Raw genomic sequence first — 14,772 nt, forward strand, 5'->3', positions numbered from 1 at the left:
AAGAATTTTTATAAAAGAAAATTAAAAATAAAAGGCTATTATTTCCAACCTTTACGAACCATCAACTGCTCTATATGTGCAAAATGATGGTTGCAATGCCAAGCATAGATACCAATATTTTCTTTTAAGGTAACTTTTGAGTTGCTTTCTGGATGTATAAAATAGCAATCTAAATTTCCATCCTTCAAATTGTTTATGAGATAAATCCACTTTGCATGTAATGCTTTTAATCCGTCAATAGATAAGAAAATAGGAGCAGATTTAGAATCGTGTAATGCTGCCCAACGTTCTTCAAAATAGGCTTTAACTAAGGGTTTATCTTCGGTTAAAGTCCATTTAAAACGGATGTAAGCATTAAGATGACTGTCATAACAATGATGCACTACTTGCCGAATAGACCAGCCATTTTCTCTGTAAGGAGTATCTAATTGGTTTTCTGATAATTCGCGAGTCAAAAATTCTAAATTCTGAGGAAAAGTTTCTAAAACAAATAACCAATCTTCAATATTCTTTTTAGTGATATGCTCTGGAAGAATCGCTTTTCCTATCGGATATTTTAGTGTTTCTAAGTCCATTTTCTATTTAGTTATTTTGGTTAAAAGGCGTTTAGAGCTTCTGTTCTCTGGATTGATGGACAACGCTTTTTTAAAGTTGATTTCAGCATTTAAAGTGTCTTTTTGGAACAAATAAGCTTCTCCTAAACTATCATAAACGTTCGAATTGGTAGGATATAGAGCCACATTTATTTTAAAAACTTCTAGCGCCAGATTTAAATTATTTTTTCTTATATAATCATAGCCCAGTCTGTTCATCTTATTTTGATTGATAGCCGGACTCAAAGAATCTTGCTTTTTAATTTCTAAAAAAGCGGCTAAAGACTTATCATATTCTTTGGCCATAAAATATTCACTTGGCGTTTTTTCACCTTCCTTCATTTTTCTAAAATGATAGATACTACCATCATGTTCCGTTTTTGGCGCCAATTCAATATGCATTTCTGGTTTTTCAACAAATACCATTTTTTCGTTTAATGCTTTCATATAAAATGAATTTTCGGCTACTTTTAAAGGCTCTATATCATCATTTCCTCGCCATTTTACTTGTAATACTTTATCTTTAAAATGTACTTCTAAAACTTCGTCTGTATTAAATAAGTAGCGACCAGAAGCAGCATTTATAAATGCATCAGAATTTTTTTGTGAAGTACAACTAATCAATAAAAGAAGTAAAAATAATGGAAGTAAAATTTTTTTCATGGTTGGCTTGCTAAAATGATTCTATAGTTTAGACGACTAATTTAACCGTTTTGTTACAAAATAATGGTATTTATTTCAAATATGTAATGCGCTTTTAATCTGAAATCCAAATTGAAAACACTTAAGTTTTCTATATTCACCGTTTAAAATAATCTAGTTTGTTTTTATGAAAGAGAATATAAACCCAACTAAAAAAATAAAGAAACCTTGGTCCACAAAAGATGCGATGGAACAAGTTTACAAAATGAAACTTTGGGGCACTAATAATGCTGATTTTTACTCTGGTTTAGGATCTCATCAACCTGAAATAATAAATCCATACATGGAGGTTTTAAAAATATTTTTAACCTCTTTTAAAACACCAATTACCGTTTGTGATTTAGGTTGTGGTGATTTTAATGTAGGCAAAGAATTGGTAAAGTATTCCAAAAATTTTATTGCAGTGGATATTGTTGAAGACCTAATAGCGCATAATAAAGAATATTTTAAAGAAGAAAATGTAGCGTTTTATTGTTTAGATATCGCAAAAGACGAGTTGCCTGAAGCAGATTGTGCTTTAATAAGACAAGTATTACAGCATGTATCAAATGCTGAAATTAAATGTATTGCAACCAAATTAACTGCTTTTAAATATGTGATCGTAACAGAGCATCTTCCTGTTGGAAATTTCACACCCAATAAAAATATTATTTCGGGACAAGGAATTCGGCTAAAAAAACAAAGTGGCGTAAACTTATTAGCGCCACCATTTAATTTTAAGATAAAAGAACAAAAGCAATTAGCAGCTATTCATTTGAAGGATAACAAAGGCGTAATTATAACTACTTTATATGAACTTTAAGTTGATTAAATAATGGTTATTCTCCTGCAGATAACAAATAGTGTCCAATTAAAAATATTATTAGTTTAATAAAGGCTGTTAAAATAATGGATTCTAAGAATTTTTTAAATGACACCTTGCTTTTTTTAGAGATTCATGGTTTAAAAAATATGATCTAAATGATCTCGCTCTATATCTGTAATCAATTTCACTAGGTTTTGCTGATCTTCTTTGGTTAATCTATTAAAAATTGCATCGCCTTCAGTAATCATTTCAAGTCCTATTTCAAGTCCTTTAATTTGGTTTTGAGAATATACGGTTGTGTTTTTCCGCATGGCAGTGATGAGGTGCTGAATGACCTCCTTGATTTTCTTAATTAGAATTTTATCGTGTAAAATTTCAAATAAGGCTTGTGAACTTTCTATAAATTTTTCAATTTCTTCACGGGATAATAATTTGAGCAATGCAGAAATCTTTGCGGCGTCATACGGTGCTTCTATTTTATTTTTGATTGCTTCAGCGACTAGATTATTCTCAAAGTTTGTTGCAGCCTTAAAGGTTTTCATGGCGCCCAACCCTGCAGTCAGTATTTTGGGTAAATGTCGTCCATATTTAAAAATAATTTTTGCAGCTTCCAGTAAGATTCGTAATAATTTTTGCGGATGCTTAATATAATCTTCTAGACTATCAAAGGCCTGATTTAATTCTGCCCGTTTATCATGTGTTGGATACATGTAATTTAAAAAGTACAATCGAAGCTGGTTTACAGTGTCTTCATCGATGGTTTCCGGGAGACCGTAACTATCTTTGATACGCTGATATTGATATCTTTGAGAAACCGTATTTCGATATCCTTCAATTATTTCTTCTAAAACTTTCTCTTTAATCATTTATTGATACACTTTATAAATTGAGCGATTACTCGTTAAAGACAAGCGTTAACTTCTGTAACATTAATTTTAAGAGTTGGAACTCTCCAATTTGCATATTATGAATTCACATGCTAAATTAATAAATAAAATAGAAGGGTTTGTTAAAGAATAGGGATCGTTCGGATTTTTATTTCAATACTCTTTTTTATTATAGTTTAACAACTGAAACTTCTCATATTCGCAGCAACATTTAATTTTAAATATTAGTGCCCATTATCTGTTTTTTTCAACCGATAGGTACTAATATATATATATATAGATACAGTATATTTTTTAGCATCCAAGTCAGCCGATATTTGTCCATTTTTAATTTGGTCAACGATGGATAATTTCTGTTCAAAAGTTGCTTTTTCGTATACTTTTTTTGGACAGATATCTTTTTTTGTGGAACAACGAGTTTTTATACGATTTGTGCGACTTAGAAATAGTAATTTTTTTGGATGTTGCAAATTGTTAATTGAATGTTTGTAGGCTCGTTATTTAGTTTAAACATAAGCATAAATTTATATGGTGTTAGGCAACATTATCAGTAATTTCAGGGTTTTATCGGTTGTTAAATCTATTCTTTTAAAGTTATGAGAATATTATTACTCAAATAAGACTATTGTTTTTTCGTCATTTGAAATAAAAAACTCTGAAAGGATTTTATTTACCATGGAAGATTGAGTTGTCTTACTTCATTTAGATAAAAATCCTCTAGCTTTTCAACAAGTTCAGTTGAAATAGGGTTGTTTAAGCTTTTCACATTACTTGTTAACTGAGCTATATTTACATTCCCAGGTATAACTGTAGAGACAGCACCATATGCCAAACAAAACGAAATTGCTTTTTGTACAAGATTATCTTTTGCTTGGATAATTTCCTTTACGCTATTTACCAGATGTGCTCTGGTTTGAATATCCTGTCTGGACCAGCGATTTCTGATGTCGTGAAAAGTGCTTTTAGCAGTGTATTTTCCTGATAACCAACCTGAATCGAGAGGGATTTTAACGATGATGCCAACTTCTTTTTCTATTGCCATTGCAAATGCTCTTGAGGTATCCTGATGTAGAATATTGAAAAAGACTTCAATCACTTTAGCATTTGTGGTATTCATTAGCAGCTTCATGTCTTCGTACGTATCTAAAGATGCTCCATATGCTTTTATTTTGCCTTCTTCAATTAATTGTTCAAGGATCTCGTAATGGTCGTTTTTATTACCATCCAGATACTCAACAGGCGGACTATGAATAATTAGTGAGTCAACATAATCAACTTGTAATCTTTTAAGGCTGCCCTCCAAAGATTCCCGAATATAATCTGAATTATAATTAGTGATACCCGAATCAGTATGTCCGAATTTTGTGTTGATTACAATTTTACTTCTATCAACACCCTTAAGTGCTTTACCAAGCCTTTCTTCTCCTGATCCATGTCCATAATTTGGTGCTGTATCAAAAAAATTGATTCCGTATTCCAATGATTTTTCAACCAGTTTTACAGCATCCTTTTCTGACATACTTTTCCATCCGGAATTATTTCCCAACTGCCATGCGCCAAGTCCAATTTCAGAGACTAGGGATGAGTCTTTGATGTATTTATTATATTTCATTTTAAAATTAATTATTATTTTATAAATGCGATAAGTAGGTTATTCTTCAGTTTGTTTTTAAAAAATCATTTAAAAACTTCGTCAAATCAGATGTTTACAGTGGTTAGTGTTTGATTTTAAATCACTTAGCTTTGAATTTTGTACTTAGCTTAATAAATACTAAAACATTGATAATTAGCATAAAATCTCTATTAACTATACACCGTGTTAGCGGCTTTGTTTCTATTTTACTCGTTATCATTTTAATCTTTTCTAAGTAATTATGGGTTGCAATAATCACAATACATAGGGTCTTCGGTTGATTTTTTATGCGGATACATTTCTTCTTTTGTATATTGACAATGTTGGCAAATGTAAATATAGCTTAATGTCGAATTGGTTGCTGAACCGCATAAGCTACATTCTAATCCTTTTTTCGCGTCTGTCACTCCAAAACCTGGAATATTGCATTGAGGACAGCAAGAATTTACCTTGTCAACCAATTTCTTGGTGGCATTTTCAATGATAGTCATTCGGCTCGGGTTGTACATTGCCCTCATATCGGTTTCAACGTAAACCCCATTGAAATTTTTATACAGTAAATGAAATGCTTTTTTTAAGTCTTGCAATTTTGTAATGCCTTTGATTATATCGCTATAGTCTGTTTTTGACTTGCGAAGTATGAGTCCGTGAGATGGAAATTTTACTGATTCAGCAAATTCTAAAAGGTCTTTTTCATTTTCAATTTCACTACCATTGAAATTGGTTTCCATACTCAGTTCTCTGGCGATTATTTCTAAGTTGTTCTTTTTGTCAATGAATATTAAAAACTCGTCATCTGCACTTGCAAAAAATAGTGTTGGATGAGAGCCGAAAGAGCCTTCACTTGCCACACCTAAATCGCAATTATTCATCTTCATAGCTAAAAGGCATTTTTGCCTAGCGGTGGCTATCGGGTCAAGTTTCCTTTCAATCTCTCCCGTAAAAGTTCCCAATGCATCCGTATCGAATGTTTCATCTGTAAAACACCTTACTCCTAAACCTTTTTCAAGAATTGGTGCAATTACACTTTCCTTTTTGTGCTTAGTTGCTATGATTAATTTTCTTCCGTTGAACATAGGGGAGATAATCTCTTTAATTTGATTGTGTTGATATCGTTATTTCCATTCCTTTAATTGTTTCGTTAAATCTTCCATTATCGTACACCAAATTTCCATTCACAAACGTTTGTTTTATTGCTGTTAGAAACGTCGTTCCTTCTAATGGCGACCAACCACATTTATACAAAAGATTGTCCTTGGCAACTGTCCATTGGCTGTTCAAATCCACCAAAGTTAAGTCTGCGAAATAACCTTCCCTGATAAATCCTCTGTTTTTAATACGATAGAGAATTGCTGGATTATGGCACATTTTCTCCACTATTTTTTCTAATGAAATCAGACCTTGTTTATAAAACTCTAACATACAATTAAGCGAATGTTGAACCATTGGTGCTCCTGACATAGATTGAAAATAGGGTTTTTCCTTTTCTTCTAACGCATGTGGTGCGTGGTCTGTAGTTATAATGTCTATCCTATCATCAAGCAAAGCTTTTAATAAACCTTGTTTGTCCTTTTCTGATTTAATGGCTGGATTCCACTTTATAAGCATTCCAAGTCGGTCATAATCTTTGTCTGAAAACCATAAATGATGTACCGAAACTTCGGTAGTTATTTTTTTCTCTATTAAAGGAATGTCATTTTGAAAAAGATGTGTTTCTGCTTCTGTTGTTAAATGTAAAATATGAAGTCGAGCATTGTGGTTTTTGGCTATACCAATTGCACGTTTAGTAGCTTCATAACAGCCTTCAGCACTCCTAATTATTGGATGAAATTTTGCCGGAATATTTTCTCCATACTTTTTTTTAAAAGCCTGCTCATTGGCTTCTACAATTTCCTCTTTCTCTGAATGAATAGCAATGATCGAATTGCAATTGGCAAACAGTTTCTCCATTTTTTCTGGACTGTCAGCCAATAGATTTCCTTTTTTAGTAAAGTATAAGCCGTCATCAGAAACACCAATAAATTGGCTAGTGTCCATTTTTATAACATCATCAATATTATCTCCGTTTACGCCAAGGAAAAACGAATAGTTTGCCAAAGATTTTTGGGAAGCAATCTCATATTTTTCTCTCAGGCTCTCCGCCGTCAAAATATTCGGAACAGTATTCGGCATATCAATAAAAGAAGTTACACCACCTGCTATGGCAGCTTTACTCTCCGTATATAAATCGCCTTTGTGTGTAAGTCCCGGATCTCTAAAATGAACTTGTCCGTCAATAATTCCTGGAAATAGGTGTTTACCGGTTCCGTCAATTACTTTATAATCTGATTCAACAACAATATTTCCAATTTGCTCAATTAGTCCGTCTGATAAAAGTACATCTGCGACAAATGATTTTCCTTCATTTACTATGGTAGAATTCTTAATTAAAATACTCTGGCTCATTCTTAATTTTCTGTGTTTGGTGTCGGGGTTTGTATTATACTGAAACAGGTTGACTTTTTTTTGTTTAACTAAACTCGTTTAAGCTATTTTTTTTAATCGTTTAGAAGGTGAAAAAATATTTTGAACTGCTATTATTTTAAATTGTTAGTTCAGTCAAATTTACATTATTTCTGCGATATAATTTATATGTTATATTCCGATTTCAATGCACTTCGCTTGGTTTTTTTGCACCTAGAACCCAGTGATGATTTTAAGGCCTGGAATCATATCTTGTTGAAAGTTTTTTACAAACTCTAATTCTTCAATACCCTCCTTGAGTTTTTTAATCTCTTTGTCTTTATTTGTGTTGTTATTTTGATTTTCTAAATTACTATATTTTTTCAACCAATAGGTTCTAGTAGATCTAGAAATAGTATATTTTTCAGCAGTAAAGTTAGCCGATATTTATCCATTCTGAATTTGGTCAACGATGTATAATTTGAATTCAAACGTTACTTTTTCGCAAACTTTTTTTGGACAGGGATCTTTTTGTGTTTTCATAAGTGACTACAATTAAGTGTTTAATTTTTAGTCAACCAATTTCAGGAAAGTGCATTCTGTATTATTTCGATATAGGTTGACTCTTTTTGAGGTTTATTTACACTGTTCAAACTATGTTGAACTGCTATTATTTTAAATTATTAATTCAGTCAAATTTACATTATTTCTTTCTGTTTTGGATTTTAAAATAGGAATCGATTGTATATAGTTTTCAGTAACCAATTCATTATTTTTCACTACTTGAAAGATGCTTCCAAGCTCTGTTCTATATTTATTACGATTTCTTGCACTTATTTTTAAGACAATTCCATCAAAATAATCTAATAAATCTTTTCTAGAAATTTACCTTATATTTTTTTTTGGACACGTTTCTTCCATCAATGCAATGAATAGTTTTATCTTTCTTCTATAATCTTTTATTGTACCAATACTTACTGCCTTTTCTTTCAAACTTAATGCAAAGTCAAAAGCTTTTGCAATAGACATTCTTTCTTGATTTTTATTCTCAGTATTTTGTTGTTTTATGGGAATCGTTTTTTGAGTGTTTTCTATAGTACTTTTCGTTGTTTTAGCTAATTTTCCCTTTACAAGCACGTTTTGTAATAGTGAAGTAATCGTATTTTCATCTAAGGCTTCCTTAACAGCAATCTTTATAGCTACGTTTATTGTTGTAGTTGGGATTACTTCTTCTTTGGGAGTTTCTGTTATCTCTTTCTAAGTAACAGTAGTTTTCAACTGCTGATACAATTCAGAATTATCTACAAAATGATTAAAGCCTAGTTTTAATAAAAGCTACAAGTTCTTTCTTTAAGAAGACAAGATACTCATTCTAGACTCTTTGGTTTTGTAGTGGTTTACTTTACCAAATGCATTTGCCATCTGTTCGAATTTACCTATTTTTGGATTTTTGAAAGAAAAAAAGACACATCAGCGCTTGGATAAATCCCCTTTTGTTGTGTAAATTTTTGGTGTTGAAAATTGGGGTAAAACTTTCGAATCGCGAACCAAATTGTGTTCAATTTTTGTTGTACCCAGAAGGTAATCATAAATTGATTGCAAAAAACAACAGTTTAGAGGCCTAAACTGTTGTTTTTTATTTATTTAAAATAGTAGCGAGAACGAGATTTGAACTCGTGACCTCAGGGTTATGAATCCTGCGCTCTAACCAACTGAGCTACCTCGCCATTTGTATTTGAGGGTGCAAATATAATCGATTTTTACATATACGCAAGAAGTGTTTTTAATTTTTTTTAAATAGATTTAATACCTATATTGTCCATCAAAGATTTTAAGAATGGATAAAGTAAAATTTGAATTAGAAATCCCTATTCGTGCGTCACCTAGCATGCTGTATCAGTACATTTCATCACCTTCTAATTTGCAAGAGTGGTTTGCTGACAAAGTGAATTCTAGAGGTGAAATATTTACTTTTATTTGGGAAGGAGTAGAAGAAAAAGCAGAATTAATTACAAAAAAGTCTGAAGACAAAATCAGGTTTAAGTGGTTAGAGAGTAAAGATGATGAAAGTTATTTTGAAATTAAGATTCAAGTTGACGCATTAACAAAAGATGTTTCATTAATTGTTACAGATTTTGCTGATGATGAAGATGAAGTAGAAGAGTCTAAACAACTTTGGGAAAATCAGATTGATGAATTAAAACATACAATTGGTGCGTAATAATTGTTTAAAAATATATAAAAATCAGCAAACTGCTGGTTTTTTTTATGCCCTATTTTTATTAAAATGTAGTAGTTTTGCAATTCTAAATATATATTGATGATTAATTTTAATGGTGAATTATTGTTTGAAGAAAATGTGAAACTTTCTCCCGAAAATAGGGGTTTTAAATATGGTGATGCAATTTTTGAAACTATAAAAGTGAGTAATAACAGAGTTATTTTTTGGGAGGATCATTATTTTAGATTAATGTCATCTATGAGAATGTTGCGTATGAAAATTCCAATGGAATTCACTTTAGAGTTTTTAGAGCAAGAAATTTTAAAAACTGTTGCAGTTCAAGATACTGCTATTTCTTTTAGAGTTCGATTAAATGTATATAGAAAAGATGGAGGTTTATACACACCAAAAACAAATAAAATTGATTATTTTATTGATGCAAAAGCAAACACCTATGTAACTAAAGATATTTACACTGTTGATATTTTTAAAGATTTTTATAATTATTCAGGATTATTGTCAACCATAAAAACCAATAACAGAATGGTGAACACTTTGGCAAGTATTTATGCGAAAGAAAATGAGTTAGATAACTGTGTTTTAATTAATGAAAATAAAGGTGTAGTTGAAGTTACCAACGCTAATATTTTTATTTTAAAAGGAAATGTTGTAAAAACACCGGCATACACAGAAGGATGTATAAAAGGTATAATCAGAACAAAAGTGATTGAAATAATTACTAAAAATGAAGATTTTACTATAGAAGAAACCACCATTTCTCCTTTCGAAATTCAAAAAGCAGATGAAGTTTTTATTACAAATGCTATTATGGGCGTTCAGGCTGTAACTAATTATAAAAAGAAAACATTCACCACAAGTTTTTCTAATAAAATAAGCAAGAGTTTAAAGGTTTTAGAGGTAACTACTTCTTAGTTTAAAGTAACGTCATTTGGTGCATTTACCCAAAGTTTGTAGTCACCACCTTTTTGCAATATGTTATTTCTCCAAAGAGATTCATCATCCTTGGATAAAATATTTTTAATGTCATCTTCTGATATAAACCAAGAATTTAGGTTTAATTCATTCGTAAGTTGATTTTTTGTCCAGCCAGAATAGCCAAGAAAAAAACGAATATTGGTGCTTTCTAAACCACCATTATTCAGTAAATCTCTTAATGATTTAAAATTACCACCCCAAAATATACCACTATCAACTTCAATACTTCCTGGTATCAAATGAGGTACGTTATGCACAAAATATAGATTATCTTGTTCTACAGGTCCGCCTTGATAGATTGTAAAATCACAATTTATCTCTGGTAATAAATCTTGAAGCGTATATTCTAAGGGTCTATTTAAAATAAAACCAACAGAATTTTTGTCTGTATGCTCTGTGATTAAAATAATTGCTCTATTAAAAGAACTATCATTTAAAATAGAGGGTTCTGCTATTAATAATCTTCCTTTTAGGGGTTTTAAATGGCTCATAAGTAAATGTATGTAAAATATAGGAATAAAAAAAACTCTCCAAAAAGAGAGTTTTCTTATAGCTTTACGTTGTAACGTATTAGTTTACAGCTTCGCTTAATCCAGCTCCAGCTTTAAATTTCGCTACATTTTTAGCAGCAATTTGAATAGTTTTTCCAGTTTGTGGGTTTCTACCACTTCTTGCAGCTCTGTTAGAAACTGAAAAAGTACCAAAACCAACTAAAGCAACTTTACCACCACCTTTTAAAGCAGAAGTTACATTACCTGTAAAAGACTCTAAAGCTGCCTTAGCTGCTACTTTAGAAATTCCTGCGTCAGCAGCCATTGCATCGATTAAATCAGACTTGTTCATAATAAATAGATTTTAAAATTAATTGAATATTATTTTTTGCTTTATAAGCTTAACAAATATAGACGGATTAAGGGTTTACGCAAGTTTGACCTCAAAAAAAGCGCTATTTTGTTAATAAATAGCGTCAAATTGTTAATAAGGTAGGGTTGAAAAATCAAAAACTCTTAAAACCTTATCAATAAAGGGTTAAAGCATTTCTGCTTTTTTAGAAAATGTATAACCATTTAAAAGACTTTTTACATCCATTTTTTTCTTACCAGAAAGTTTGATTTCTTCAATAATTATAAATCCGTTATTTACTGCTACTTTCATCTCTTTTTTAGTAGTAATTATTTTTCCTGTAGCAAATTTATGCTCAGTTATTTCTTTTTGAATGGCATAAATTTTTGCTGATATTTCTTCACCATCATTTTTTATGATTGTCCAAGCGGCCGGAAAAGGATTTAAGCCTCTAATTTTATTATATATGGTATCCAAAGAATCTGTCCAGTCTACTTTTGTATTTTCTGGATTTAGTTTTGGTGCAGATTTCTTTTCTAATTCGGGTTGTTTTTTGGTAATAATATTTCCATCAGAAATTAAATCAATAGTTTTAGCAACTAAATCGGCTCCTAAAAACATCAATTTGTCATGCAAAGTACCAACAGTTTCGTTATTTAAAATTGCAATTTCTTCCTGTAAAATTATTTCTCCTGTATCAATTTTATCATCAATAAAGAAAGTGGTAACTCCCGTTTTGGTTTCGCCATTTATAACTGCCCAATGAATTGGTGCTGCACCCCTATATTGAGGTAATAATGATGCATGGAGATTAAAAGTGCCAAATTTAGGCATTTTCCAAACTGCTTCTGGCAACATTCTAAACGCAACCACAATTTGTAAATCGGCATTTAAGGCTTTTAATTTTTGATGAAAATCTTCGTTTTTCAAATTTTTTGGCTGTAGGATGTTTAAATTTTTAGACAGCGCATATTTTTTTATGTCAGATTCGTTTAGTTTTCTGCCTCTTCCAGCGGGTTTATCTGCAGCTGTAATTACACCAACGATGTTGTAATTGTTGTCTACTAAATGCTTTAAAATGGTAACAGCAAAATCTGGAGTTCCCATAAAAACGATACGTACATCTTTCATGATTTTATTTTAGTTGGTATTTATTTTGATGGTTCATTTGTATTTTATCTTCGGATAAAAGTTGACGCAAATGTATTAAAATGTCTTTTTCATTTGCCTTTAAATGCTGATTTATTTCTTGCGATGTTAATGCGTTCTTTTCTCTTAAAAGTGCTAAAATTTCTAAAGAAATAGCAACTTTTTTTATTCTTTTTTTTGACAAACAAACATCGCAAATGCCACATATTTTTTTTGATTTTTCATCAAAATAATCTAATATTTGTGTGTTTCTGCAAGTGTTATTATTCTGGATGTAGGCTAAAAAATCTTCTGACTTTTTTTCTTTTTGTTTTAAAAATTGATTGATTTCTCTCGAGTATCTATTGATTGTTAAATCATCTTCTCTAGGAACTAAAAACCGAATTTCTGTATCTGTCTTTACGCTGTTGTAAGTAAGAATATTTTCTTTTTCTAATTGTTCTAAATTGGCAATTACTTGCCTAGAAGTAATATTATTTTTCTTAGCGAGTAAAAATTCATCTACCTTAACTTCTTGTTTAAATATACCACTGTAAGTTCTTAATAATGAATCTATAAAGCTCTTGGTATAGATATTACTTATAGCGTATAAAATGACGTTTTTACTAGTGGAATTAAAAATTATTGTAGATTTTTGATTGTACGTATTTGTAAGTTCGATAATGCCATTATTAGATAGAATCTTTAAAATTGAATCTACTTTTACGGCTGTAAAGTTGTAAATTTTAGAGAATTCTAGAAGGTTAAAACTATAAAATTTATCAATAATTTCACCTTTTGCGATTCTAAAAAATTGGTATAATTGTCTGTGAACTTCTTTCACTTCAGCAATGCTTGGCAGTGCCTTTTTTACTTGCTTTTTATATACATTAATATCGTTTTCATTTTTAAATAAAACCGCAAAAGATTTAGTTCCATTTCTTCCTGCTCTACCAGATTCTTGAATGTAATTTTCGATGCTAAAAGGCAAATCAAAATGCACTACAATGGCAACATTTGGTTTATCAATTCCCATTCCGAATGCATTTGTAGAAACTATAATTGGTGTTCTTTCCGTCATCCAATTATTAAAAGAAATTTGCTTTTCTTTAGCTGATAAACCTCCGTGATAAAAACTGCTTTTATAATTTTTAGCATTCAAAAAATTACTAATTTCTTCAGTTCTTTTTCTAGAAGTGACATAAATAATTGCGGGCTCTTTAGTCTTCGTAAAAATTTGTTCGAGCTTTAATAATTTATCTTCGACTGTAAAAACTTGATAGGCTAAATTTTCTCTTTCAAAAGACTTTCTAAAAATCTGCGGATTTTCTAATTCAAGGTTTTCTGCAATATCTTTTAAAACGATATTGTTTGCAGTTGCCGTGAGTGCGATAAAATTTACATCCGGAATTAGCTCTTTCAATATTTTAATATTTCGGTAAGAAGGTCTAAAATCTTGACCCCATTCAGAGATACAATGTGCCTCATCAATTGCAACAAAAGAAACGTTTAATTCCTGTATTTTTTGCTGAATAAAAGTGGATTGTAATCTTTCTGGAGAAATATATAGGAACTTGATATTTCCGAATTTAATATTGTCAAAAAGTGTAATAATTTCATTTTGGGAAGTACCCGATTTTATAGTCGTGGCTTTTATATTTCGTTTATTTAGATTTTCAACTTGATCTTGCATTAATGCAATTAAAGGTGAAATTACAATGCAAACGCCGTCTTTTACCAAAGCTGGAACTTGAAAACAAATTGATTTTCCGCCACCGGTTGGCAATAAGGCAATTACATCTTTTTGTTCTAAAACAGCATTTATGATTTCTTCTTGAGGTTCTTTAAAAGAAGAAAAATTCCAGTACTCTTGTATTATTTCTTTTGCAGAAATCATAATTCGCAAGAAAGCAAATTAATGATAAAATTAGTTCTTTCATCCACAGATCCAAAAGGAACATTTATAATTTTATAACCCAATTCGGAATAGGCGCTTAGTAAAAAAGTATCAATTACAGAAGATTCTTCAAAAGTTTCATAGCGCTCATTATCAGTTATATGTATTTCTTTCCAAGGAGAAAAGTGTATGATAATATCATATTTATATTGCTTGCTTTTTTCTAAAAAAGTAGCAGGAAAATCGGTTTTAAAATAATTCATATATGCATGAACATCAGGAATTCCTCTATCAAAAAAGATAACATTTTCTTGTCTTTTTTCAGCTGATAAAAATTGTTCCTCTCTTCCTTCTAAAAGCATTTCACTAAATAAAAGTGGTTCTGTTAAAAAAAGCTGTTCAATTCCTTTATTTTGCGCTTTTAAAATAACGTCTCTAGAAACTTCATGAAAGCAGAAAAAACCTTTTTCTTTCAATTTATTTAAAACAGTTGTTTTTCCTGTTCCTGGGCCACCAATTAAAACGATTTTTTGCTGATATTTTTGCAAGTATTTTGTCTTAGAGTTATTGATTTTGATTTTTACCCGAAATTCGAGTTGCACAAAAATAAATCATTCGCTTTATA

The 14,772-nt window shown here is 30.6% G+C and carries 16 protein-coding genes and 1 tRNA gene; 3 read left to right on the plus strand and 14 right to left on the minus strand.

All coding sequences use genetic code 11. The annotated features are described in order from the left end of the window. Positions 1-38: 38 nt before the first annotated feature. Entirely contained in the window at positions 39-575 is a 537-nt protein-coding gene (locus BST83_RS04220; RefSeq protein ID WP_104808716.1) for a YfiT family bacillithiol transferase, read from the minus strand. A 3-nt stretch (positions 576-578) separates the two neighbouring features. After that, positions 579-1,256: a tetratricopeptide repeat protein gene (locus BST83_RS04225; protein WP_104808717.1), complete on the minus strand. Its 678-nt coding sequence runs from the start codon at positions 1,254-1,256 to the stop codon at positions 579-581. Positions 1,257-1,422: 166 nt separating this feature from the next. Between BST83_RS04225 and BST83_RS04230 the strand changes: the two genes are divergently transcribed. Then, a complete protein-coding gene (locus BST83_RS04230; RefSeq protein WP_104808718.1) occupies positions 1,423-2,097 on the plus strand; it encodes a class I SAM-dependent methyltransferase in 675 nt (224 codons plus the stop codon). 140 nt (positions 2,098-2,237) lie between these two features. Here the strand turns inward: BST83_RS04230 and BST83_RS04235 are convergent, their stop codons facing one another. The 7 genes from BST83_RS04235 to BST83_RS04260 all read right to left on the minus strand — a co-directional run bounded on the left by BST83_RS04235 (position 2,238) and on the right by BST83_RS04260 (position 8,789). Further along, positions 2,238-2,966, minus strand: coding sequence for a hypothetical protein (locus BST83_RS04235; protein WP_104808719.1), 729 nt, complete (start codon positions 2,964-2,966; stop codon positions 2,238-2,240). Between the two features lie 691 nt (positions 2,967-3,657). Beyond that, on the minus strand, positions 3,658-4,599 hold the full coding sequence (locus tag BST83_RS04240; protein ID WP_104808720.1) for an aldo/keto reductase: 942 nt from the start codon (positions 4,597-4,599) through the stop codon (positions 3,658-3,660). A 260-nt stretch (positions 4,600-4,859) separates the two neighbouring features. Beyond that, complete coding sequence (locus tag BST83_RS04245) at positions 4,860-5,696, minus strand: DUF6671 family protein (RefSeq protein WP_104808721.1); 837 nt, start codon at positions 5,694-5,696, stop codon at positions 4,860-4,862. Positions 5,697-5,712: 16 nt separating this feature from the next. After that, positions 5,713-7,065, minus strand: a complete 1,353-nt coding sequence (locus BST83_RS04250) for a dihydroorotase (protein WP_104808722.1) — start codon at positions 7,063-7,065, stop codon at positions 5,713-5,715. A 231-nt stretch (positions 7,066-7,296) separates the two neighbouring features. Next, positions 7,297-7,449, minus strand: a complete 153-nt coding sequence (locus tag BST83_RS19785; RefSeq protein ID WP_170062736.1) for a hypothetical protein — start codon at positions 7,447-7,449, stop codon at positions 7,297-7,299. A 498-nt stretch (positions 7,450-7,947) separates the two neighbouring features. Then, entirely contained in the window at positions 7,948-8,199 is a 252-nt protein-coding gene (locus tag BST83_RS04255; RefSeq protein WP_104808723.1) for a hypothetical protein, read from the minus strand. Between the two features lie 516 nt (positions 8,200-8,715). After that, positions 8,716-8,789: transfer RNA gene (locus BST83_RS04260), tRNA-Met, on the minus strand. 110 nt (positions 8,790-8,899) lie between these two features. Between BST83_RS04260 and BST83_RS04265 the strand changes: the two genes are divergently transcribed. Together BST83_RS04265 and BST83_RS04270 are read left to right on the plus strand one after the other, a co-directional pair. Further along, positions 8,900-9,283, plus strand: a complete 384-nt coding sequence (locus BST83_RS04265) for an START-like domain-containing protein (RefSeq protein WP_104808724.1) — start codon at positions 8,900-8,902, stop codon at positions 9,281-9,283. A gap of 99 nt (positions 9,284-9,382) precedes the next feature. After that, on the plus strand, positions 9,383-10,216 hold the full coding sequence (locus BST83_RS04270) for an aminotransferase class IV (protein WP_104808725.1): 834 nt from the start codon (positions 9,383-9,385) through the stop codon (positions 10,214-10,216). Here BST83_RS04270 and BST83_RS04275 read toward each other — a convergent pair. From BST83_RS04275 to BST83_RS04295, 5 genes are all read right to left on the minus strand, one after another. Beyond that, positions 10,213-10,770, minus strand: a complete 558-nt coding sequence (locus BST83_RS04275) for a YqgE/AlgH family protein (RefSeq protein ID WP_104808726.1) — start codon at positions 10,768-10,770, stop codon at positions 10,213-10,215. The two genes, BST83_RS04270 and BST83_RS04275, sit on opposite strands and share 4 nt — an antisense overlap. A gap of 79 nt (positions 10,771-10,849) precedes the next feature. Next, positions 10,850-11,122 (minus strand): HU family DNA-binding protein, encoded by a 273-nt coding sequence (locus tag BST83_RS04280; protein WP_104808727.1) that lies wholly within the window; start codon positions 11,120-11,122, stop codon positions 10,850-10,852. Positions 11,123-11,308: 186 nt separating this feature from the next. Beyond that, the gene (fmt, locus tag BST83_RS04285; protein WP_205853550.1) at positions 11,309-12,253 is read right to left on the minus strand and encodes a methionyl-tRNA formyltransferase; all 945 of its coding nucleotides are present in this window, start codon (positions 12,251-12,253) and stop codon (positions 11,309-11,311) included. Between the two features lie 4 nt (positions 12,254-12,257). After that, positions 12,258-14,147, minus strand: coding sequence for a RecQ family ATP-dependent DNA helicase (locus BST83_RS04290; RefSeq protein WP_205853551.1), 1,890 nt, complete (start codon positions 14,145-14,147; stop codon positions 12,258-12,260). After that, positions 14,144-14,695, minus strand: coding sequence for an AAA family ATPase (locus BST83_RS04295; RefSeq protein WP_104810783.1), 552 nt, complete (start codon positions 14,693-14,695; stop codon positions 14,144-14,146). The genes BST83_RS04290 and BST83_RS04295 overlap by 4 nt, the downstream gene beginning before the upstream one ends. Between the last annotated feature and the right edge of the window lie 77 nt (positions 14,696-14,772).

The sequence above is a fragment of the Polaribacter filamentus genome, assembly GCF_002943715.1.
Lineage (GTDB): Bacteria > Bacteroidota > Bacteroidia > Flavobacteriales > Flavobacteriaceae > Polaribacter > Polaribacter filamentus.

Excerpts from the sequence above, each read along its gene's own strand:
- BST83_RS04220 (WP_104808716.1), bottom strand. The coding sequence starts at position 575 with ATGGACTTAGAAACACTAAAATATCCGATAGGAAAAGCGATTCTTCCA.
- BST83_RS04225 (WP_104808717.1), bottom strand. The coding sequence starts at position 1,256 with ATGAAAAAAATTTTACTTCCATTATTTTTACTTCTTTTATTGATTAGT.
- BST83_RS04230 (WP_104808718.1), top strand. The coding sequence starts at position 1,423 with ATGAAAGAGAATATAAACCCAACTAAAAAAATAAAGAAACCTTGGTCC.
- BST83_RS04235 (WP_104808719.1), bottom strand. The coding sequence starts at position 2,966 with ATGATTAAAGAGAAAGTTTTAGAAGAAATAATTGAAGGATATCGAAAT.
- BST83_RS04240 (WP_104808720.1), bottom strand. The coding sequence starts at position 4,599 with ATGAAATATAATAAATACATCAAAGACTCATCCCTAGTCTCTGAAATT.
- BST83_RS04245 (WP_104808721.1), bottom strand. The coding sequence starts at position 5,696 with ATGTTCAACGGAAGAAAATTAATCATAGCAACTAAGCACAAAAAGGAA.
- BST83_RS04250 (WP_104808722.1), bottom strand. The coding sequence starts at position 7,065 with ATGAGCCAGAGTATTTTAATTAAGAATTCTACCATAGTAAATGAAGGA.
- BST83_RS04265 (WP_104808724.1), top strand. The coding sequence starts at position 8,900 with ATGGATAAAGTAAAATTTGAATTAGAAATCCCTATTCGTGCGTCACCT.
- BST83_RS04270 (WP_104808725.1), top strand. The coding sequence starts at position 9,383 with ATGATTAATTTTAATGGTGAATTATTGTTTGAAGAAAATGTGAAACTT.
- BST83_RS04275 (WP_104808726.1), bottom strand. The coding sequence starts at position 10,770 with ATGAGCCATTTAAAACCCCTAAAAGGAAGATTATTAATAGCAGAACCC.
- BST83_RS04280 (WP_104808727.1), bottom strand. The coding sequence starts at position 11,122 with ATGAACAAGTCTGATTTAATCGATGCAATGGCTGCTGACGCAGGAATT.
- fmt (WP_205853550.1), bottom strand. The coding sequence starts at position 12,253 with ATGAAAGATGTACGTATCGTTTTTATGGGAACTCCAGATTTTGCTGTT.
- BST83_RS04290 (WP_205853551.1), bottom strand. The coding sequence starts at position 14,147 with ATGATTTCTGCAAAAGAAATAATACAAGAGTACTGGAATTTTTCTTCT.